This is a genomic window from Spiroplasma endosymbiont of Dactylopius coccus (genome assembly GCF_977110965.1).
This window is the reverse complement of record NZ_OZ373019.1, coordinates 77,650-99,674: the sequence shown is the minus strand read 5'-3', so window position 1 is coordinate 99,674 and position 22,025 is coordinate 77,650. Positions and strand designations below refer to the sequence as shown.

The window sequence follows — 22,025 nt, the reverse complement described above, 5'->3', positions numbered from 1 at the left end:
TAAATTTTCAACTAAATTATTTAAAGATTTTTGTAATTTGTGTTTATTTAATAGTTTAATTTCCCGCTAATTATCAAATAATAATTTCATAAAAATAAAGATATTTGATAATACCAAATATTTAATTTAAAAAATCTCTAATTAGAGATTTTTATTTTTTGAATATTTTAAATCATATAAATTTTTAAATCGTTTGTCTATGAACAAATTAGATGTTTTTAAAATCAATTTTAAAGTGTAACCCATCCATTCTTTTGTAGTATTACCAAAAAGATGAGTTGTAGAACGAAGTTTTGCATGATTAGAAAAATGCAGAAGATTATGAAAAAATTGCGAACGAAAACTAAACACTAGCTTACAAATGGTTGTTCTTTCCTTTATTTCAATTTTATTAAAAAGATTTTAAACAGGTTCTAAAATAATTTATTTTTTTGTAAATATTTTTGGGAAATTTTCACTCGATATTGACAGAAAAGTGGACAAAATGTCATTATTTAGTGATAATTTCCTATTAGTTATCGAGTAAAATTTCCCAAAAGTGAAGTTAAATATACTTGGTGATAAATATGGGAAGAAGCATGACTATGAAAGAAAAATATAAATATAAGATTATAAACGACATTACTATTAAAAAATTATCTAAGCATCAAGCTAAAAGTAAACTTAACTTAACTATTAGAAGAATTAATCAATTAATTCAAATTTTTAATAGAGAAGGTAAAATTGGTTTTATTCATAAATCACGTAATAAAATTTCTAATAAAGCAACAAATATTAAAATTAAAAATGAAATTATAAACTTGTATAAAACCAAATATTATAATTTTAATTTTCAACATTTCCATGAGAAATTAATTAATGAAGAAAAAATTAAAATTTCATATAGCACACTTTATACTATATTAATTAAAAAAACTCACTTCACCAAAAAAACATAAAAATAAGAAAAATAACTTACATCCAACAAGAAATCGTAGAACAAATTTTGGTGAATTAATTCAAATGGATGCCAGTAATCATCATTGATTTGGTAACGATAAGCCAAAAACATTTTTACATGCTGCAATTGATGATGCTACAGGCAATATTGTCGGGCTATGATTTGATCATCAAGAAACATTAGATGGTTATTATAATGTCTTTTATCAAATTTTAACTAAATATGGCATACCAAAAGCATTTTATACTGATAACAGAACAGTTTTTGGATATAAGAAAAAAATCGATGCGGGTAAAATAAAAACAGAAAATGACACTTATACTCAATTTCAAAAATGCTGTAATGATTTGGGTGTTGAAATAATTAGAACTTCAATTCCACAAGCTAAAGGTCGAATTGAACGCTTATTTGGAACACTTCAAAGTCGATTAATTAGCGAACTAAGACTTAATAAAATTAAAACTTTAGAAAAAGCTAATCAATTTCTTAAAACGTACATAAACTTTTTTAATAAACAGTTTGCTTTTCCTATTGATGATAATAAATCTGCTATGATTAAAGCTCCTACACAAGAAGAAATAAATATTTATCTTTCAAGATTTTCTAAAAGAAAAACAGATAGTGGTTCAACTATAACATATTATAGTAAAAAATATTTTCCTTATAAAAATAACAAAGTTCAATATATACAACCTAGAACTGATGTAATTGTACTTAAATCATTTATTAATGACTTATATCTTAGTTACAATAATCAAATGTATGAACTAAAAGAAATAGCTTTAAAACCAATTATCAAAGAAAATTTAATAAAAACTAAAAAAGTTTATATACCCAATAAAAATCATCCTTGAAGATATGGATATTAATAATTCCTAATTAAAGTTATATAAGATTTACATTTTGTGAATACTAAACCATATAAATTTTTAAATCATTTGTATATGAGCAAATTTGGTGACCTAAAATTGATTTTAAATATAAAAGAAATTGTAATTGCAATCTATCGTTTTTACATTTGTGGTAAGTTTGATTTATTCGGGTTTATTAATAAATTATTTAAAGTTGCATTATTAATTTTATTAACATCTATATTTATTTCACTATTTGATTTTCTTATATATAATTCTTTTACTTTTTTAATATTTCCAAAAAGTTCTTTTGATATTTTTATAAAAAAATCATTTTTTTCTTTAATTATTTTATTTTTATCAATTTTTCCAAAAGTAAATATTTTTAATATTAAATAACTAATTTTTTTAAATTTGCTAATCTTTTGTTTTTTTTAAATTTTCATTAATATCAACAATAGTAGTTTGAGCTAAATTAACTCTATTACTAATAATTTCTGGAGTAAATTGATTTTTATCAATGATTATTTTTATCAATTCTTTATTAATTCATTCATATTCTTCTTGTAAATTTTTATTCATTTTTTCATCCTTTCAAAATAAAAACTCATTTACTTTGAAATTAAAGCAATGAGTTAAAAACTTATATTAAGTTTAATTAAATTATACAAAAAAATTCGGACGGTTGTCAAAGTTACGAAATAATTTATTATCATATTAGTAACTTATTTCCAAAATTACCATTTAAAAATGATGATAGACAAATTAAATTTTCTTTTACCCTTAAATTTAAATTTATATTCGACGTATTTTAAAAAATATAGATTTTATAAGATAAAATAAAAATTATTCTCAAAGGAAAAAGACAAGAAATAATCTTGTCTTTTTTTGTAATTGTAAAATTTTAAAATTTTTATTATTAACACTCTTTAAATATCTACTACACGCAGTGACCAAGTAGGAGAAAGTTAATAATTAATAACCCTCTTTAACGCTATTATCAACACGTGTTAGAACCTGTTTAGGATCTTTTTTAACTTATTTTTGATTAAATTAATATCATAAATGTTATTTTATAGTTGAAAAATAAATTTTTAATCGATAAGTTGTCAAATGATAAAATCTTTTTAACAAAAAAATGACAAAGAAAATAAAATGTTAATTAACTGTCAGGTTAGAAATAATTATTCCCTTTTTTAGTTTAATTATGTTTAAAAGATTCCAAACAGGTTCTTAGGGAACTAAAAAAGTGAACTACAACACAGTTGTTAAAAATAGTAATTAGAGCATGTGGACTTGCATGAATAAATAAAAAGTGGAGTGATACCTAATAAAATATACTAACCAGTAATGGTAATTCTTGGGGTGGGAGCGAATTGGAAACTAGTATATATAGACCTGTTGTAGGGACCTATTGTATTAATTCTATTCTTTATTTAACCAACCTTGCCACTCCCCAGTGAGCAAGTGTTGGTTTTATTTTTTATTTTTTTTGAAAAAATTTTTGGGCGAGAAAATAAATTTCAAACTTGTAAAAAAAATTGAGCGGTGCCGGTTCAATTAAAATATTAATTTGCTAAACACAAATTAAATAAATATTGAATCGAATGCCTCAATGTTTTTTAAAATTTCACAATTTATTTTTGAGCCCAGAATTTCTGGAATGAATAAAACTAATAGTAGTTATGTTCTTTATGCTAGAAGCAACAGAACATATTAATAATGAAAGTAAGGTAATTCAATAATGATTAATGAACATGATTGAATATGATTTTGTGATATTTATGGTTGTAAAAATAATAATAGTAAACAAGAAATATATGTTTGTTCAATTAAAAAAGATACAAAATTAGGATTATGTAAAACTCACTTAAATAATTATAAAAATATAACAATTGATTATGTTATTGATAAAAAACAAGAAAATGTAGATAAATAAAATGAAAAAGTATTTTTGTTGAACATGTAAACAACATAAATTTGATTATTTATTCTTTAATACTAATGATATAAAAACAAGAAAATATTTTTTAAGAGATAAAAATAGTAAAGCGATTTGTTATGACTGTATTTTAAATATTAGGTTAAGTAGGAGGTATAAATATGGATAAAGAATATTTAACTAAAAGAGGAACGATTTGCATACCAGACAGTGATGATATTGAATTTAAAATAGGACTAATTAAACTGATTGATGATTTAAAAAAAGATAATTTAGTTTGTGGTCATAAAGAATTTATTGAAGAATGTAAATATTGTTGATGTAATTGTGATTTAGAAATTATTAAAACAGTTATTAGAGGTTAACTTAATTAATGCAATATGACTTAATTATCGGAATTGACCCCGCTGGAATTGGTAATAATGGAATTGTTATATATTCACATGAAACTAATAATATTATTTTTAATGAAACATTTAATACATTAACTGTTTTATGAACTAAAAATATGTATAAAGAAAAATTTCAATTAATTAAAGAAAAATTTATTGATAAAAAAATATTAGTTATTGTAGAAAATTTCTTTTTAAATTCAAAACAATTATTAACTAATCCATTAGCAACCCCTAAAATTATTGGTGCATTAATGGTATTAGTACAAGATGTTATGAATTGAGATTATCTAGAAAACCAACCAAAAAATAAAAATAAAATAACAAATTATAAAGGAAATATAAAATTAACAAAACATGAACAAGATGCTTATAAGCATATTCAATATTATTTAAAAAATCATAAAAAAATATTAATTTTTGATAATTATTTAAGGAAATTATAAACATGAAAGAAAAAGCAAATTATGTCAAATTAACAGTAAAACTAAGTAATACTATTGAAGCAAAATATTACGAAAAAGGTAATAAAGAATTATATTATAGTGTTAGAGGTCAATGAAATGGATTAAACTATGTTACTTTAATTTTTAATAACCCAAAATTTTATAAACGATGTATTTTATTAAACAAAAATGATGAAATTTTAGTAACTGGTCAAATTTTTAATACTTTAAATATTCCTAAAAATCGTGCATTTTGTTCAATTAATGTTAAATGATTTAAAAAATGAAAAGAGTAAAAAAATGATATTATGAAAAATTTTATTAATAGTACCAATATTAATAACAAGTATAACACTAATAATAATTTTAATATTTATTATTAAAGAATTAAAAAATGAATATAAATTATTGAAAATATTAAATGAAATTGCTAATCAAATTGAAAATAAGGAAATAAAATAATGAAATGTTTTCTTTGTATGGATGGAGAAATATATTCCCCAAAAACCTTATATAAAATAAAAAAACTGAAAAATTTAATTTATAAAGATAGAGATATTGATAGTGAAGATTTTAAAAAAAGATATGAATATCTTTTAAAAAAATTAGGTGACATTGATAAACAAATAATTTTAATAAATTTATTAATACATCAAGAAAAAAAATATAGAAAGGAAAGTAAATAATGAATAAAGAAAATATACCATGTTGTTTTAGTGAAGTTAATGAAGTTGGTAAACATATAACTAATTGTACTAATTTACCAACAAAATTAGATAAAGATAATGTACAAGTAAGATATTTTTGTGAAGAACATATGATTAAAGTTGAAAATATAAGAAGAAAAATTGCTCAAAAATATATTAATGAATATAAAAAAAATTAATTAATTTTCTTAGAACCTGTTTAGGATCTTTTTTAACTTATTTTTGATTAAATTAATATCATAAATGTTATTTTATAGTTGAAAAATAAATTTTTAATCGATAAGTTGTCAAATGATAAAATCTTTTTAACAAAAAAATGACAAAGAAAATAAAATGTTAATTAACTGTCAGGTTAGAAATAATTATTCCCTTTTTTAGTTTAATTATGTTTAAAAGATTCCAAACAGGTTCTTAGAACCTGTTTAGGATCTTTTTTAACTTATTTTTGATTAAATTAATATCATAAATGTTATTTTATAGTTGAAAAATAAATTTTTAATCGATAAGTTGTCAAATGATAAAATCTTTTTAACAAAAAAATGACAAAGAAAATAAAATGTTAATTAACTGTCAGGTTAGAAATAATTATTCCCTTTTTTAGTTTAATTATGTTTAAAAGATTCCAAACAGGTTCTTAAAGAACAAATACAAGATGAATTAGATAAAGGTGATGATGGAATACCATATATTGATGCTTTTGAGTTAATTAAAGATTTAGAAAATGGAGACATTTGATAATGAATAAATTAAAATTAAATTCTTTTGAGAAGTGAATAGAAACAAATACCAAATTATATTGAGATGAAAAAGAAGAAACATTTAAAACTAATGATAATAAAAATTAAAAAGAATAATAACTGTGGTTATGGTAGAGTTTATGCCCATAAATGTAATAACTTATGTAAGCAAAAACAAAATAAAAGAGTTAGAAAAGAAAGGTTAAATTATGAATAAAGAAAAAATAATTAATTATCTTGACAATGAATTTATGGAATTACTTAAAGATGATATTAGTGATGAAATTAAAATTAATATTAGTAATTGGAAAATGAAATTAATAATGAAATTACAAGAAAAAATAGAAAATGGAGAATTTGACTAATGATAATATTACCTACTTTGTTTGAAAATAAAGATGAAATTGAAATATTATCACCATTTCCCAAAGCAATTCATACAAGTAATGATATTAGAGCAATTATTTTAAGACAATATCCAAATATTAAATCAAAACACATAATTGTTTCTGACCCCGAAAGTAATGTTGCATTAATAGTTGGTGATAATGATGTTTATCAAGGTTGAATTAAAGTAACAGTTAAAAAATTAGAAATTAAAGGAGAATAAAATGCCAAACGAAAATACACAATCAAATTATACTTTAACCAAATTAATTAGAACCGGTATAAGTCCTATTTGTGCAATGATTGGTACAAGTGCTTATTATGGTCAAGTAATTTCAAATCCAGTATTAGGTTCAATTAATAGTTTATTATTTGGTAAAAAATTAGGTTTAGATATTTGAAATTTAAATCAAAGACCAAATACTAAAACAAAATTAATTAATAGTTCTAAAAAAATATTACTAGGTTTAGGAACAATCGGTTTAGCAAATTATAGTAAATGAACAGAAAATAATATTAATCCTATTATTCCAACAACACCAACTCCAATAACTACTACAACTACAACTGAGGGTCCACCATGATTATTATTAGATAAACAAGATAATCAGTCATTAATTGATTGAGATACATATATTAGTTTAAATGCTTATGGTATTTCAAATCTTATTAGTGGATTAACTGAGTTAATACCTAATAAATTTGAAACAATAAGAAAAATTTGTAATATGGCAACTGGTGGATGTTTGATTAGTACTGGTGTTGCTATGGGTATAAATAATAATTTTAATAATGCTTATGCAGTACCTACCATTATTGCTGGGGCATCTGAAATTATTCATAATTTATTACCTATGGAAACAAATCATCATGTTGAAAAAATGCAAGAAACAACATTTAATAATGAAACTACAAGATTAATTAATGATAATAGATTTTCAATTAATAGTGAAACAACCAGTCAATACGGTAGTGATAATATGAGCGAAGTACCATTAAATACTGATAATGCTTCATTAAATTGAGATTACAATCACATGAGTTTATAAAGGGGGTGAAAAGCAATGAATAAAGAAAAAATAATTGAATATTATAATCAAGAAATACAATCATATAAAGAAAGAATGGAACAATTAAATAAAGAAATATCTGTATTAGTAAAAATTATAAGTAATTCACAATCAATGATTGAAAGAATTAATGGTGGTCAATTTGATGAATAATTAAAAAATAAATAATTGAAAGGAAAATATTGAGATGAAAGAATTTTTACATGAATTAATAATTATTGGAACAAGTGTTGGAACATTAATTTGCAGAGAAATTATTGTTTTATTAAAAAGATTTATTACAACTCCAAAACATGTTAGAGCAAATAACAAAATTATAAAACATCAAAAAAAATTAGCAAAATTAAATGAAAAAATTAATAAAGGAGAAAAATAATATGACAAAAATTGAATTTAATGAAAAATATAGAAAAAATAATATCAAAATTGATAGAGATTTTGATTTAGATATAGGAAATTGTTTTAAATTTTCTGATATTGATATATTAGAAAATGCTGTTAATGATTATAAAAAACTAATAAGTGAAATGCCACAATTAGTTAAAGATTGATTATTGGGATAAGATTAGGAGAATGTTAAATGTTAGAACCTGTTTGGAATCTTTTAAACATAATTAAACTAAAAAAGGGAATAATTATTTCTAACCTGACAGTTAATTAACATTTTATTTTCTTTGTCATTTTTTTGTTAAAAAGATTTTATCATTTGACAACTTATCGATTAAAAATTTATTTTTCAACTATAAAATAACATTTATGATATTAATTTAATCAAAAATAAGTTAAAAAAGATCCTAAACAGGTTCTTAGAAAATGAAAATAATGTTCAACAAACAACTGAACCTTTAACTGAAAATAATGCTTCTTCACAAGAAATAGAAAATAAAGTTAATGAAGCAGAAAATAAGTTAAATAAACTTAATCAAGAAATTAAAGAAAAAGAAATTATTAATATATTTAAAAAATATCAAGTTAAAACTGAATTTTATGATTATTTAAAATTTAAAACAAGTAATATAGAAAATTCAAAAATTGAAGAAACTATTAAAAAAATGATTAAAGAACAACCAGTATTTAAAGAAACAATTAATACAGGTGGCAAACCACAAACAATAATAACAAATCAACCAAATTCAATAAAAAGTACATTATTGGATTATAAAAATAAAAATAAATTATAAGGAAGGAAAATAAAAAATGGCAGTACCATTCAAACAAAATTTAGATAATACCGAAAAATTAGTAGAAGCACCAGAATTTATAGAATTTTTTAAACAATCAAATAGTCCGTGGGCAATTTTTTTTCCTATCGAAATGGTTAATTCAACAAGAATTGAATTTATAGTTAAAAAACCAAAAGACCCAAAAGTTAAAGTTCTTCAATGAAATGATAAAAGTAAAAGAATAGATGTTGGATATGCTGATACAGATAAAATTATTAAAGAAATTACAGAAGAAGCCGTTGCTGGCGAAACAATTGCAGCAAAAGATTTATTAGCAGAAAATGGTCAAAATTTATTACAAAGTATGCAATATGAAGTTGCTAATGATTTAGCAGATTATTTAGCTAATAACAATACTAATGTAATTGCAAAATATGCAATTAAATTTATGATTGAAAAATCAACAGAACCAAAAGCACAAGCAATTAAATATGTAGAAGCAATGTTGGGGGCATGAAATACATTATTTCAATATAGAAATATTGCAAATTGTAGATTCTTTATTACTAATTCTCTTTATGATAGTATAGTTTATTTGGCAGATCTACAACAGGTCTATATATACTAGTTTCCAATTCGCTCCCACCCCAAGAATTACCATTACTGGTTAATATATTTTATTAGGTATCACTCCACTTTTTATTTATTCATGCAAGTCCACATGCTCTAACTACTATTTTTAACAACTGTGTTGTAGTTCACTTTTTTAGTTCCCTAACACGTGTTGATAATAGCGTTAAAGAGGGTTATTAATTATTAACTTTCTCCTACTTGGTCACTGCGTGTAGTAGATATTTAAAGAGTGTTAATAATAAAAATTTTAAAATTTTACAATTACAAAAAAAGACAAGATTATTTCTTGTCTTTTTCCTTTGAGAATAATTTTTATTTTATCTTATAAAATCTATATTTTTTAAAATACGTCGAATATAAATTTAAATTTAAGGGTAAAAGAAAATTTAATTTGTCTATCATCATTTTTAAATGGTAATTTTGGAAATAAGTTACTAATATGATAATAAATTATTTCGTAACTTTGACAACCGTCCTCTTAAAATTGATTTTAAATATATTTCAATAATAAAAAATCTTCTAAAATGACAACAACAAGGAGACTAGAATATTTTTTATAAATTTGGGTTAAATTATGATTTCTTTTTCAGAAACATTTTAATTATACAATTTTAATTGATTTTGTAAATAGACTTCTTGCATAACTCAATTTTGGTTAAAACTTAACTAATTGTAAAATACACAAAATTTGATAACATGTAGTTGTTATCCAATATATAAGTTTTAACCCATTACTTTAATTTAAAAGTAAATGGGTTTTATTGTCAAAAAGAGACATTAAAATGAAATCTACGTTGATAGAAAATATTAATAGTTTTTGATTTGAAAAAAATGATGATAAATTAAGAAATCCACCGTTAGAACCTGTTTAGGATCTTTTTTAACTTATTTTTGATTAAATTAATATCATAAATGTTATTTTATAGTTGAAAAATAAATTTTTAATCGATAAGTTGTCAAATGATAAAATCTTTTTAACAAAAAAATGACAAAGAAAATAAAATGTTAATTAACTGTCAGGTTAGAAATAATTATTCCCTTTTTTAGTTTAATTATGTTTAAAAGATTCCAAACAGGTTCTTACATCAAATACAAAAAACTCAAGCAGAAATACAGCGAATAAACTCTAAAAAAATAAAAAATGAAAATGGTTTTGTATATAAAACAGAAGTTAATAAAGAAGTAATTTATGAATATTTTTTAAATAAAGTAAAAGATGTAAATGGTACTTGCCTTATAACAAGAATTTATTGTGAAAATGGTGAAATTTGAGAAAAAGCAGTATATATTGATAATAAAGAAAATAATATTGAACAAAAAATAATTGAACAATTTAGATTTTTTTCTAATAAACAAGAATATTTACAAGCAGTTCAAACAATTAAAGATAAAAATGATAGTAAGGTTTTTATTAGAAAAAAATCTATTTTGCTCTTTAAAAATAAAAAAGAAAAACCGGATAAAATATTAAATAGTAAAACAATTAATGAAAATAAATATATTTCATACATAAAAAAATGAATTTTACGACCATTTATATTTATTACTGAAACCTATATTTTTGGTGTTATTTCAGGATTTCTTGGACTTATAGCAGGTAAAGGTACTTTACTTCTAGCCTTTGAGTGATGAACACCGATATCAATATGAATATTATCATTAATTGGAACAAATGTCCCTATAGTGTTGTGTATTGGTTTAGCTATTTTACTTGTTACAAGTATTTCATTATCAAAAGATTATGTGATTAAACCATTACTTCAAAAAATAAAAAAATGAATAAATTCAAAGAAAGATAAAAAAATAGATATAAATGATTTAAACGAAATAAATTTTCATAATACCAATAGTAGAGTTTTAAAAAACTATTTAAGTTGTCAAAAACAAATACCTTTTGATAAAATCAAAGCAAGTTTTGAACAGAATATTAATATACTTAAAAATAGAAAATTGTCTAATCAAACTCAAGAAAAATTTAATGCAAAAAGTATTAATAATATTCCAATTTCAGCTAATACTTGAAATAAAGTAAAATGTTTATTAACATAAATCAATCAATGATTTAACAAATTTATATTATTCAATTAATTAATAAAGTTTTAATCACTATTTTTAAAAATAGTGATTTTTTATTATTTTTTACACATTTTTAGTTTTAAAAATATATACTTGTTTTGTTAAATATTTTAAAGATAATAGAAAAAAGTATTTAAAAATAATAAACAAAGAGAGGAAAAACAAATTATGCCAAATAAATGAAAGGAAAATTCTGATGGTTCAACAGATTTGAAAGAAGTTAAAAAATGGGAAATTAATGATATGAAAGAAACTAAGGAAAGATGAGCAAAAGAAGATGCTATAAAAAAACAGCAAGAACAAGCTAAAACAAAATCTAGTAGTAAATCACAAAAAATGTAAAAAATTAAGAGGTTGTAATTACAACCTCTTAATTATATTTATGTTTATTTTTAACTTGCCAAAATTTTTTACATTTTTTGATAAATTATTTTGGGAAATTTTCACTCGATATTGACAACTAAAAAGTTATTGAAATAAAAATAAAATTTTTGACATATTTTATTTAAAATATATTCAATTAAAATTTTCATTAAATTAATAAAAAAGAAACTTAATAATAAAATCATTGCTAACTGTAAACTATTATTTAAAATAATTTGATTAATAAAATGCTTATAAAATACTTGTGCTATAAAAAAGGTAGTAACTAAAAATAAATTATTAATTATAATAATTAATGAATAATATAAATAATTTGGAATCAAAAATGGTGAAAAATTTTTAATTTTATTCATCTTTTTTTTATTACTAATAAAAAATTTATTTATTATATTAGTTGAAATAACAACATTCGTAAAAATTTTTGTAAAATCTTCAATATTTTTTCAACTAAGTTCAATATCTTCTGGATTTGCCACCAGTCATTTATTTTTTTTCTTTTTGTAAATAACTATAAAATGAAATCCGACATTAGCATTATATATTTGAATAATTAATGGTTTAACAATTATTAGTGATTTTAATTTATCAAAATTAATATTATAAGCTTTTAATAATAAATTATAATTACTAGCCAATTGTTTTAATTCTAAAAGATTAATTCCCAATTTTGTTAAAAATATATCTTTTTTTATGTCATTAATTAATAACTTCTTCTTAAAATAAAACCTATATATCATAGCAAGACATGCCAAACCACAATCATTTTCTGTTTCTTGTTGAACAAAAGGATATTTCATATAAAAAATCACCGCCAATAATAATTAACAGTGATTACCATTTTTTCCTTTTTATTACTTACGATGTTTTTTCTTTTTAGCAGCAGCGCTTTGTTTTTCGCGTTTTTCATCACGCGCAGAAAGAAAATGTTTATGTCTTTTTTCTGCTCTTTTAGTTTCTTGGGCCTTTTTACTAAATCCTTTTAAAAGACGTTGAAACTCTTGTTCACTACTTGTTCGTTCTTCGTTTTCTTTGTTGTCTGATGATGGTGATTTTTTCACTGAATGCATTCATGTCAGCTCCTATTTTTTATTTTACTTTAACAATTATATTAGTAAATTAAAAAATTATCAATATTTTTATACAATATTAAACTTTTTATTTTAAAAAAAATTAAAAGTAAGATTATCTTTTAAAATTTCACACTTACTAACTATTATTTAATAATACTTAATGATTTTATCATATTTTAAATGTTTATGTTTTTAGGGCGGTTGTCAAATTTACGAAATAATTTGGATGGGTTACACTTTATTGGACACTAATTACGTAGACAAGTGAACAAATTAGTGAAAAGAAAGGAAGTATAATTATGGCCAATATTAACTCATATTCAGATGAATTTAAAAAACAAATAGTAGCTTTATATCAAAGCGGTAAGTCAGTGTCTTGTCTTGCTAAAGAGTACAATGTTACAAGAGCAGCTACTTAGTAATTGAATTAAGCAATTTACTAATTCAGGTAGTTTTAAAACTAAAGATAATCGTTCTGTTGAAGAAAATGAATTAATTAAATTAAGAAAAGAATTAAAACAATTAAGAATGGAAAATGATATTTTAAAGCAAGCAGCACTAATAATAGGCAGAAAGTAGAAATTATTGCTAAAAATAAAGTTAAATATAAAATTCGCACAATGTGTCGTTTTTTGAAAATATCTAAATCAACATATTATTTTAACTTAAAGAAAAAAGAAAATAAAATCAAAAATAATATGTATGATGAAGCTGTTATTAGTGCTTTTAAAGAAAATAAAGAAGTTTATGGTACTAGAAGATTAAAAAAAATTTTAGAAAACCAAGAAATTTATTTATCAAGAAGAAAAATTAAAGAAATTATGAATAAGCATAATTTAATATCAAAATACACTAAATTATCATTCAAAAATCATCATAATAAAGTCAATAATAGTCAAATAACCAATCTTGTTAATAGAAACTTTAATAATAGGGTTAAAAACGAAGTTATTGTTAGTGATTTAACTTACGTTCAAGTTAATGGTAAATGAAACTATATTTGCCTATTAATAGACCTATTTAACCGCGAAATTATTGGACATAGTGTTGGAGTTAAAAAAGATGCATTACTAGTATATCAAGCATTTATGCAATCAAATCGCTGTTTAAAAGGTATCCAAATATTTCATAGTGATCGAGGTAATGAATTTAACAATAAAATTATTAATAATCTTTTATTAGCATTCAATATTACTCGATCTTTAAGCAAAAAAGGTTGTCCTTATGATAATGCTGTTGCTGAAGCAACTTTTAAAACTTTCAAAACTGAATTTATTAATGATAAAAATTTTACATCATTAATCCAATTAAAATTAGAATTATTTGATTATATCAATTGATACAACAACATAAGAATCCACAGCACTTTAAACTACTTAACTCCTATCAAATATCAAGAACAAGTGTCTACCAAAAAATAGTCCTAAAAAGTGTTGCCATTCCATTTGTAAAAAAGCAGGTATTAGTGTTAGTAGTGTTCATAGAGTTTTTAAAAATTTAGAAATATTTGAAGCAAACCCAGTAAAAGTAAAATTAGAAAAAAATCAACCTATTTTTGTAGCAATTGATGATGGACACCGCAAGTTTTGAGACTTTAAACGTAAAGGTACAAAACATTCTATCCGATTAATAGTAACATATACAGATAATATTAATCATAAAGTACAAAATAAAAGAGTAAAAGCCATTATAAGAAAAACAAGAACACCAATTGGAGTTAAAAAAACTGCTGAATTTGTTAGAACCTGTTTAGGATCTTTTTAACTTATTTTTGATTAAATTAATATCATAAATGTTATTTTATAGTTGAAAAATAAATTTTTAATCGATAAGTTGTCAAATGATAAAATCTTTTTAACAAAAAAATGACAAAGAAAATAAAATGTTAATTAACTGTCAGGTTAGAAATAATTATTCCCTTTTTTAGTTTAATTATGTTTAAAAGATTCCAAACAGGTTCTTAAAGAACATTGTCAAAAATTTTATGAAAATATTGCAAAAGCAAAAAATATTATTTGTGGTGATAGTGCAGGATGAATTAAAGAAATTGCTGATTATTTAGGTGCACAATTTGTTTTAGATAAATTTCATTTAATTAGAACATTATATCTTGGAATAATGGCTGGCAATAAAGGAAAATATTTAAAAGAATATAATCACTGTAAAAATTTAATTAATAATGGTCAATATGAACAATTAATTGATTACTTATATAACCAATTAGATAATCATAAAAAATTAAAAAAACAATATTTTAAAAATAATAAACAAGGTATTGAAAATCAAGGCGCTTCTTGGAATAAAGGTTGTTTTACAGAAGGTAATATTTGACATATTTTAAAAGAAATGCTTGGTAATAGAACATATAATATTAGTATTTACATTAAAATGGTTATTTTTAAATGTAATAAGATAAATTTAGAAACATAATTTAATGAATGTAGTAATTACTGATTATTTCACAATTTGCAATAGCATCTCAAAAATTATTATTTTTTATTTTTCTTTTTAAACCAATAATTAAGAATGTTAATGACAAAATTATAGACACAAAAATTGGAACTACAATTGTAGAAAAAATAACTGCAATTTTTAACCATAATAAAGGATAATTATAATAATTATCAATAATATAACAACTTCCAAAATTTTTAAAAGAAATATTATTATTGGTTAATATGTAATATCAACTATATTTACTTCATAAAGTAAAACCATTATATTCAAATGTTAAAGTTTCTGAATTTTTAAATAAATAATTATTTTTAACAGTTACTACTTCTTTTCCATGAAATAAACTAAGAACCTGTTTAGGATCTTTTTTAACTTATTTTTGATTAAATTAATATCATAAATGTTATTTTATAGTTGAAAAATAAATTTTTAATCGATAAGTTGTCAAATGATAAAATCTTTTTAACAAAAAAATGACAAAGAAAATAAAATGTTAATTAACTGTCAGGTTAGAAATAATTATTCCCTTTTTTAGTTTAATTATGTTTAAAAGATTCCAAACAGGTTCTAAGTAATAATAGTCCAATAATCATAATTAAAATAGTTAAAATAAATAACAATACAGTTATTAACTGTAATTTTTTAAGTTTCATTTTTAAAATCTCCTTAATTTTACTTTACAAGTTTAGCATTTAACAAACTTAATTATAAGTATTTTAGTTGCAATAAATTTAAAAAATTATATTATTTAAATACAATTTCATAAAAATCCAAATTATTTCTTGTCTAAATTTATAATAAGACGATATAAATTAATTTATTCCGGATTTTTGACAATCTCCCATTTTTATTAATATACTTTTGTCATAAAATAATAATTAGTTTTTCTAAATTTTAAAAATTATTTATGTAAAAAAACTAAACATTTTCCTTTTTTAATAATTAGTTTTGGTCTTTCTTCTTTGTTAAATTCATTACTAATAGTTTGCGTACTATTATTAGTAACAGTAATATCTTGATTTGGATAAAACTTACAACCACTAAAGTTATAAATTACTTCTTCATTGTCTAAACTAAAAAAAGAAATATATTTATATGTTAATTGTCAATTGTAAAAAATATATTCTGATTTTGCTTTTAGTAAAAAACAATAATTATTTTCACCTAATAAAATTGGGTTAAAACATTCATATTTTTTTAATATATTAATACTAGCAAGTAACATATCCCAACGTATTCCATCACTTACTATCACTATTTGTTGAAAATTAATTTTTTTGGAAATTGCAGTAACTATCGCAAGTTCACTATCAATAAAATCTTTTTCTTTATTAAAAGTAATAATTTCAAAATTATGTATTTTACTTTGATCATTTAAAATCTTTAACTGTTGTTTATTAATGGTATCATTATCACCACAAATAAACTTAATTGGTTTTTTATATTTTAATAATGATAAAACACCAGTTTCAACACCAATAAAAATTGGATTAATAAATTGTTCTCAATTTAAATTATAATCACGACAAACAATTACTAATTGTTTAATATCACTATTTTTCATAATTTGTTAACATCGCAACTTGTTTTTTTACTGAATTATCACTATTTAATAAATAACTACCCGCTACTAGGTAATTAGCACCAGCAGCAATACAATCATTTGCTGTTAAATTATTAATGCCACCATCAACAGCAATTGTAATATTTGGAAAATTATTATGGATATGTTTTACTAACATTTTAATTTTATTAATAGTTAAATCTAAAAAACGTTGTCCACCCGCACCTGGTTGCACACTCATAATTAAAATTGTATCAAGATCTTTCAAATAATCATAAATTTTTGAAATTGGTGTATCAGGATTAATGGCAATTCCTTTTTTAAAACCAGGGTTTTTTCACTGCAGAAATTCTTTTAATTGTTCTTCTGTTAATGCTTCATAATGCAAAGTAATATTTTTAACTTGCGGTAAAATTATAAATGGTTTTAAATAATCACATACTTTTGATGTTGTTATCTTTACCATCATATGACAATCAATATTGATATTAGAACTAAATTTACATACATCACTTAATATTTTTGCACCAAAACTTAAATTTTCAACAAAATGATGATCCATAACATCAAAATGAATTCAATTAATTCCTGCATTTTGTAAATTTAATAAATCATCTTTTAAAGATAGAAAGTTAGCAGTTAAAATGCTAGCGGCAATTGTTACTTCTTTTTTCATATATTACCATCCTTTATTTTAAATTATTAATTTTATTGAATTCTATTAAAATTTTACAATAATCTTCATAAAAAAAACTAGAAATTATTTTATTTGCAACTGCTTTTTTAATTGCACATTCTGGTTCTTGCTGATGTAAGCAAGTACGAAACTTACAATTTTGTCAAATATTAGTAAAACTAGGAAAATTAGTAGCAATATCAATACTACTTAGACCTTGTAACTGAAAGACCGAAAAACCAGGTGTATCTGCAATAATACCATCATGTAAAAAATAAAGGCGAGTTTTAGTTGTGGTATGTTTACCACGATTTAAACTTGTAGAAATATCCTGTGTTCATAATTTTAAATTATTATCCAAACTATTTAAAGTTGAACTCTTTCCCACTCCTGAAGTACCTGTTAATATTGATAACTTGTTTGTAAAAACTTTTTTTAAATCTTCAATACCATTTTTTTTAACATTTGAAATAAAAATTGTTGGTAAATTTAAATTCTGATATGCTTTAACTTTTGTTCAAACTTCATTATCTTTAGTTACCAAATCAATTTTTGTAAATATTAAAATTATTTTTAAATGATAATAATTAAAAATAGTTAATAATTTATTTAATAGAAAACTACTAAGAAAAGGATTAACAAGAGAACTAACAATTAATACTTGATCAACATTAGCAATGCTTGGTCGATATAGTTCATTAAATCGAGGTAAAATTGATTCAACCAAAGGATTTTTATCATCTTTAAAATTAACTTTAACATAATCACCAACTAAAATTTTTGCTGTTTGAAATTTTAAATTTCCTTTGATTAAACAAGAAAAAATTTGATTTTCAATTCTTACTTCAACAAAGTTATTTGCAACTCCAATAACTATTCCTTGTTTAAAATTCATAGTGTCCTCCAATTAATATAAAATTAATATGCTTATAATAACACCAATAAGTAATAATATAATTAAAATTAAAAATAATAAAAATTCTTTTTTTAAATAAAATGGTTTTTTTAATTTTTGTAAATTTAAGTAATTTTTCTTAAATAACATATTATTTTTATTTTCCGTTTTTAAACAACAATCTAAATCATTACTCAATTCACTAATTGTCCGATAGCGATCATTAATATTCTTAGCAGTTGCCTTCAAAATAATATTTTCTAAACTTTGTGGAATATTCTTATTAATTTCATGAATTAATGGCATTGGTTCTTTAATATGTTTAGCGGCTAATATTTGTGGATTTTTATGAAAAAAAGGTGGTTTACCAACTAATAATTCATATAATATAATACCCAAAGCATAAATATCACTTTGAATTGTTGGTTTTTGAAATCTTACTACTTCTGGAGCAATATATTTCATTGTTCCTACAACTTGATTAGCGTGTTTTTTAACTTCATAATCATCAATAACAGCAATACCAAAGTCTAAAACTTTAATTGCTCCACTACTAGTTAAAATAATATTTTCAGGTTTTAAATCACGATGAATAATATTGACTGAATGACACGCATTAACCCCTTTTAAGATTTCTTTCATAATAACTATAACTTCATTAACTGATAAAACCGAATAATTACTTAAATATTCTTTTAATGTTTTACCTTCTAATAATTCAAAAACTAAGCATCAATCTTTCTTATCAATAAAAACATCATATACCAAAATAACATTGGGATGTCTAACTCTAGATACTGCTCTAATTTCTTGCAAAAATCGTTCTTTTATTAAGTCATCTAGCGGTGAAATTGGATTAATTACTTTTAAAGCAACTTGCCGATTTAAATATTTATCTTGTGCTTCATAAACTTTAGCCATACCACCCGAACCAATAATTTTTAAAATATGATAACGATTATTCAATAATTTATTTATTTCCATTAGTTTCACCATTACTTTTAAATTTATTTTTTAAAAATTACTAACTTATTTATAATTTATATTTTACACAAAAATATCAAAAGACTAAAATTTTATTTCCATTAATAATGCAGTAACATTATCAGTTGAAACATTAAGTAATGCTTGCTTAATTAATAATTTAACTTTATTATTAATATTTCCATTTTTTTCTAAAATATTAACTATTTCATATTCTTCTAAAAAATCATGAACACCATCACTAGTTAAAAGAAAATATGATGGAATTATTAATGGTAAATGAAAAATATCGGTTTTTAATGGCTTACGTGGACCAAGAGCACTAGTCAATGCCTTTCAATAAGTGTGATTTAAATCAACACTTGATTCTTTAGTTGTATTTTTTTGTAAATATAAATTTAAAATATTATGGTCAACTGTTAACTGTTTTAATCCTTGTTCACTATATTGATAAATATGTGAATCACCAATATTTACTAAATAAGCTTTGTTATTAGTAATTAAAATTATTACCATAGTTGTTCCCATATCAAGCGCTTGTTCATTACTTAAACTAAAATTATTCATTTCAATTTGAATAATTTCTATCTTTTCTTGTAATCATGCATGAATTTGTTTATCATGTTTTAATTTAGTAAAATCTGTTGTTTGAAAAAATTTTTTTAACATACTAACAGCCATATTACTGGCCACTTCACCACATTTATGACCACCCAATCCATCACAAACAACACCAATAACTTGTCCAGTGTTATTTGTTAAATATAAAACGGCATCTTGATTATTTGTACGATAATTACCAACATCTGTTTTATAACTAGCATTTATTTTCATAAACTGTCCCCCTATATTCCTTTTTTTAATTTACAAATATAAAATCCATCAGTATTGTTATTAAAACCAAAAAATTGTTTTTCTGCAATGATTGTCATATCTGGGTGATTTTTAACAAAATTCTCAATTTGATTTTGATTTTCTTTAATATTGAAAGTACAAGTAACATACACAACTATCGCTTCAGGTTTTAAAAGTTGATAAGCCTTATTTAATAATTTTGCTTGAACAGTAATTAACTGATTAATTTCTTCTTTACTTCAATTGATAAGTTTAACTTCTGGTTTTCTTTTAATTAAACCTCAAGCAGTACTAGGAGCATCAATTAAAATTTTGTCAAATTTATTATTAAAATCTAATATTGTAGAATCACCATATTTAAGTTCAGTATTTGTTACGCCTAATTTTTTCAAATAAGTAGCACCAATTTTTAATCGTTCTTCATTTATATCACAAGCAACTATCTTACCGTGATTAGACATTAAAGCTGCCATATGGGCTGTTTTACTAGCAATTCCTGCACACATATCTAATACTTCATCATATGGTTGTGGATCTAAAATATGACTAACTAGCATACTTGCTTGATCTTGTTTAATAATTTCACCATTTTTATATAATTTTGTGTTAAAAATTGACTTTGAACTAATAATACCATCAGATACTATCTCGCTTAAACAAAAGTTAAAAGATTTATAATTTTCATTGTTTAACACTTTATTAACAGTAGTTTTTAATGTATTAACTCTAAAACTAATTAATGGCATTCTTAAGTTATCTTTTATCAATTGATTTGCAATATTAATACTAAATTGTGATTTTATTAAAGAGTATAATCAACTAGGATAACTATATTTAATTAATTTAATATTTTGTTTACTTTCTTTTTGTAAGTTAAATTCTGATCTAAATTCAGTAAAACATAAATCTAATACTTTAGAAATAATAAATGTTAGTTTATTATCAATGGTGCTTACTTTTTTTAAAGTATTTTCAATGAAGATTTCTTTATTAGTAATTTCTAAAAAATAGATTTCATATAAAACTATTCATAATAAAATAGTTATGTGAAAAGGAATAGTAATTACTGATTTCAAAACATTTCATATTTGATTTAATATATAATCTAAATAAATTTGATTTTTTAAGGTTCCTAGTACTATCTTTTCAATTGCTTCTTTTTCTGATAATGTTAGATTTTTATCTCGCATCATTTGTGCTAATAAAACATTACAATGACCTTTTTCTAGGATTACTTGTACTAGAATTTTATAAACATCATTTTGAATTATCATTATTTAACCCCACAGAATTTTTAATTATACATATATTATAACTTAAATTATATTTTTAATTTTGATAAGTATTTTACTACTATAAATATTAAAAAATGCATCATTACAATGCATTTTTAGTAATAAATTATTATTTTTAATAAAAAATAAACTATTAAAAGTCACTCTTTATATTTACTTTACCTTTTCATTTTTTACAATCTTCATCATATTTATACATATTATTAATTTTAATACCAAGAATAATTCCTGATCATATTGCACAAGGTGTATTAGCACAAATTATAACTAAATCTTTCATTAAAATTGTTGATTCAGATCCACCATGATATGATAAATGAATAATGCCCCATAATACTCATAAACTGTTAGCTGTTGTATAAAGAATAAATGTAAGTAAAGAAATACCATCTGTTTTTTTAGTTTTTATTGTTTTTAAAGACTGTGGACAAAATGCTATAACAGCAATAAGTGCTCCAATAATCCCTATTATAGTAGTAATTCATCATTCAGTATTTGCCATTA

General features: G+C 21.9%; 28 protein-coding genes and 3 pseudogenes. 21 read left to right on the top strand and 10 right to left on the bottom strand.

The features are described from left to right. Window positions 1–244: 244 nt before the first annotated feature. Window positions 245–406 (top strand): annotated as a pseudogene (locus ACXUB0_RS00685) (transposase); the annotation flags it as partial. A 160-nt stretch (window positions 407–566) separates the two neighbouring features. Then, window positions 567–1,809 (top strand): annotated as a pseudogene (locus tag ACXUB0_RS00680) (ISNCY family transposase). 399 nt (window positions 1,810–2,208) lie between these two features. Here ACXUB0_RS00680 and ACXUB0_RS00675 read toward each other — a convergent pair. After that, window positions 2,209–2,373, bottom strand: a complete 165-nt coding sequence (locus tag ACXUB0_RS00675; RefSeq protein ID WP_458257417.1) for a hypothetical protein — start codon at window positions 2,371–2,373, stop codon at window positions 2,209–2,211. A 1,162-nt stretch (window positions 2,374–3,535) separates the two neighbouring features. Here ACXUB0_RS00675 and ACXUB0_RS00670 point away from each other — a divergent pair. The 17 genes from ACXUB0_RS00670 (at window position 3,536) to ACXUB0_RS00590 (ending at window position 11,686) form a co-directional block, all read left to right on the top strand. Continuing rightward, window positions 3,536–3,730, top strand: a complete 195-nt coding sequence (locus tag ACXUB0_RS00670; RefSeq protein ID WP_458257368.1) for a hypothetical protein — start codon at window positions 3,536–3,538, stop codon at window positions 3,728–3,730. Between the two features lie 164 nt (window positions 3,731–3,894). After that, window positions 3,895–4,098, top strand: coding sequence for a hypothetical protein (locus tag ACXUB0_RS00665; protein ID WP_281748672.1), 204 nt, complete (start codon window positions 3,895–3,897; stop codon window positions 4,096–4,098). Between the two features lie 8 nt (window positions 4,099–4,106). Further along, window positions 4,107–4,571 carry a hypothetical protein gene (locus ACXUB0_RS00660; RefSeq protein WP_458257367.1) on the top strand — a complete coding sequence of 155 codons (465 nt, stop codon included), beginning with the start codon at window positions 4,107–4,109 and terminating at the stop codon, window positions 4,569–4,571. Between the two features lie 2 nt (window positions 4,572–4,573). Continuing rightward, window positions 4,574–4,867 (top strand): hypothetical protein, encoded by a 294-nt coding sequence (locus ACXUB0_RS00655; protein ID WP_458257366.1) that lies wholly within the window; start codon window positions 4,574–4,576, stop codon window positions 4,865–4,867. Between the two features lie 4 nt (window positions 4,868–4,871). Next, entirely contained in the window at window positions 4,872–5,033 is a 162-nt protein-coding gene (locus tag ACXUB0_RS00650; protein WP_458257416.1) for a hypothetical protein, read from the top strand. Beyond that, window positions 5,033–5,257, top strand: coding sequence for a hypothetical protein (locus tag ACXUB0_RS00645; protein ID WP_338974876.1), 225 nt, complete (start codon window positions 5,033–5,035; stop codon window positions 5,255–5,257). Before ACXUB0_RS00650 ends, ACXUB0_RS00645 begins: the two co-directional genes overlap by 1 nt. Beyond that, a complete protein-coding gene (locus ACXUB0_RS00640) occupies window positions 5,257–5,457 on the top strand; it encodes a hypothetical protein (protein WP_458257415.1) in 201 nt (66 codons plus the stop codon). Before ACXUB0_RS00645 ends, ACXUB0_RS00640 begins: the two co-directional genes overlap by 1 nt. 767 nt (window positions 5,458–6,224) lie before the next feature. Continuing rightward, window positions 6,225–6,380: a hypothetical protein gene (locus ACXUB0_RS00635; protein ID WP_458257363.1), complete on the top strand. Its 156-nt coding sequence runs from the start codon at window positions 6,225–6,227 to the stop codon at window positions 6,378–6,380. After that, window positions 6,380–6,625, top strand: a complete 246-nt coding sequence (locus tag ACXUB0_RS00630; RefSeq protein WP_458257362.1) for a hypothetical protein — start codon at window positions 6,380–6,382, stop codon at window positions 6,623–6,625. Before ACXUB0_RS00635 ends, ACXUB0_RS00630 begins: the two co-directional genes overlap by 1 nt. A gap of 1 nt (window position 6,626) precedes the next feature. Then, on the top strand, window positions 6,627–7,451 hold the full coding sequence (locus ACXUB0_RS00625; protein WP_458257414.1) for a hypothetical protein: 825 nt from the start codon (window positions 6,627–6,629) through the stop codon (window positions 7,449–7,451). 15 nt (window positions 7,452–7,466) lie between these two features. Then, a complete protein-coding gene (locus ACXUB0_RS00620; RefSeq protein ID WP_458257360.1) occupies window positions 7,467–7,625 on the top strand; it encodes a hypothetical protein in 159 nt (52 codons plus the stop codon). Between the two features lie 34 nt (window positions 7,626–7,659). After that, complete coding sequence (locus tag ACXUB0_RS00615; RefSeq protein ID WP_174481134.1) at window positions 7,660–7,848, top strand: hypothetical protein; 189 nt, start codon at window positions 7,660–7,662, stop codon at window positions 7,846–7,848. Window position 7,849: 1 nt separating this feature from the next. Continuing rightward, window positions 7,850–8,035, top strand: a complete 186-nt coding sequence (locus ACXUB0_RS00610; protein ID WP_458257413.1) for a hypothetical protein — start codon at window positions 7,850–7,852, stop codon at window positions 8,033–8,035. 489 nt (window positions 8,036–8,524) lie between these two features. Continuing rightward, a complete protein-coding gene (locus tag ACXUB0_RS00605; protein WP_338987885.1) occupies window positions 8,525–8,653 on the top strand; it encodes a hypothetical protein in 129 nt (42 codons plus the stop codon). A gap of 16 nt (window positions 8,654–8,669) precedes the next feature. Continuing rightward, window positions 8,670–9,263, top strand: coding sequence for a hypothetical protein (locus ACXUB0_RS00600; RefSeq protein WP_458257412.1), 594 nt, complete (start codon window positions 8,670–8,672; stop codon window positions 9,261–9,263). A 1,433-nt stretch (window positions 9,264–10,696) separates the two neighbouring features. Next, on the top strand, window positions 10,697–11,317 hold the full coding sequence (locus ACXUB0_RS00595) for a hypothetical protein (RefSeq protein WP_458257411.1): 621 nt from the start codon (window positions 10,697–10,699) through the stop codon (window positions 11,315–11,317). A 195-nt stretch (window positions 11,318–11,512) separates the two neighbouring features. Beyond that, on the top strand, window positions 11,513–11,686 hold the full coding sequence (locus tag ACXUB0_RS00590) for a hypothetical protein (RefSeq protein ID WP_458257410.1): 174 nt from the start codon (window positions 11,513–11,515) through the stop codon (window positions 11,684–11,686). Between the two features lie 68 nt (window positions 11,687–11,754). On the opposite strand, the gene ACXUB0_RS00585 is transcribed toward ACXUB0_RS00590, so the two are convergent. Together ACXUB0_RS00585 and ACXUB0_RS00580 are read right to left on the bottom strand one after the other, a co-directional pair. Then, complete coding sequence (locus ACXUB0_RS00585) at window positions 11,755–12,525, bottom strand: cysteine peptidase family C39 domain-containing protein (RefSeq protein ID WP_458257409.1); 771 nt, start codon at window positions 12,523–12,525, stop codon at window positions 11,755–11,757. Window positions 12,526–12,579: 54 nt separating this feature from the next. Next, window positions 12,580–12,795 carry a hypothetical protein gene (locus tag ACXUB0_RS00580; protein ID WP_174480618.1) on the bottom strand — a complete coding sequence of 72 codons (216 nt, stop codon included), beginning with the start codon at window positions 12,793–12,795 and terminating at the stop codon, window positions 12,580–12,582. 302 nt (window positions 12,796–13,097) lie between these two features. Here ACXUB0_RS00580 and ACXUB0_RS00575 point away from each other — a divergent pair. Beyond that, window positions 13,098–14,219, top strand: a pseudogene (locus tag ACXUB0_RS00575) (IS3 family transposase). Window positions 14,220–14,916: 697 nt separating this feature from the next. Next, window positions 14,917–15,228 (top strand): hypothetical protein, encoded by a 312-nt coding sequence (locus ACXUB0_RS00570; RefSeq protein ID WP_458257408.1) that lies wholly within the window; start codon window positions 14,917–14,919, stop codon window positions 15,226–15,228. A 925-nt stretch (window positions 15,229–16,153) separates the two neighbouring features. Here the strand turns inward: ACXUB0_RS00570 and ACXUB0_RS00565 are convergent. The 7 genes from ACXUB0_RS00565 to ACXUB0_RS00535 form a co-directional block, all read right to left on the bottom strand. Continuing rightward, window positions 16,154–16,816 carry a thiamine diphosphokinase gene (locus ACXUB0_RS00565; RefSeq protein WP_338987515.1) on the bottom strand — a complete coding sequence of 221 codons (663 nt, stop codon included), beginning with the start codon at window positions 16,814–16,816 and terminating at the stop codon, window positions 16,154–16,156. After that, the gene (locus ACXUB0_RS00560) at window positions 16,806–17,492 is read right to left on the bottom strand and encodes a ribulose-phosphate 3-epimerase (RefSeq protein ID WP_458257407.1); all 687 of its coding nucleotides are present in this window, start codon (window positions 17,490–17,492) and stop codon (window positions 16,806–16,808) included. The genes ACXUB0_RS00565 and ACXUB0_RS00560 overlap by 11 nt, the downstream gene beginning before the upstream one ends. A 13-nt stretch (window positions 17,493–17,505) precedes the next feature. Beyond that, a complete protein-coding gene (gene rsgA, locus ACXUB0_RS00555; protein ID WP_174481522.1) occupies window positions 17,506–18,387 on the bottom strand; it encodes a ribosome small subunit-dependent GTPase A in 882 nt (293 codons plus the stop codon). A 12-nt stretch (window positions 18,388–18,399) separates the two neighbouring features. Continuing rightward, window positions 18,400–19,371: a serine/threonine-protein kinase gene (locus ACXUB0_RS00550; protein ID WP_458257406.1), complete on the bottom strand. Its 972-nt coding sequence runs from the start codon at window positions 19,369–19,371 to the stop codon at window positions 18,400–18,402. A gap of 84 nt (window positions 19,372–19,455) precedes the next feature. After that, on the bottom strand, window positions 19,456–20,205 hold the full coding sequence (locus ACXUB0_RS00545; RefSeq protein ID WP_458257405.1) for a protein phosphatase 2C domain-containing protein: 750 nt from the start codon (window positions 20,203–20,205) through the stop codon (window positions 19,456–19,458). Window positions 20,206–20,216: 11 nt separating this feature from the next. Next, entirely contained in the window at window positions 20,217–21,500 is a 1,284-nt protein-coding gene (locus tag ACXUB0_RS00540) for a methyltransferase domain-containing protein (RefSeq protein WP_458257404.1), read from the bottom strand. A gap of 154 nt (window positions 21,501–21,654) precedes the next feature. Next, entirely contained in the window at window positions 21,655–22,023 is a 369-nt protein-coding gene (locus tag ACXUB0_RS00535; RefSeq protein ID WP_458257403.1) for a SemiSWEET family sugar transporter, read from the bottom strand. Window positions 22,024–22,025 lie beyond the last annotated feature (2 nt).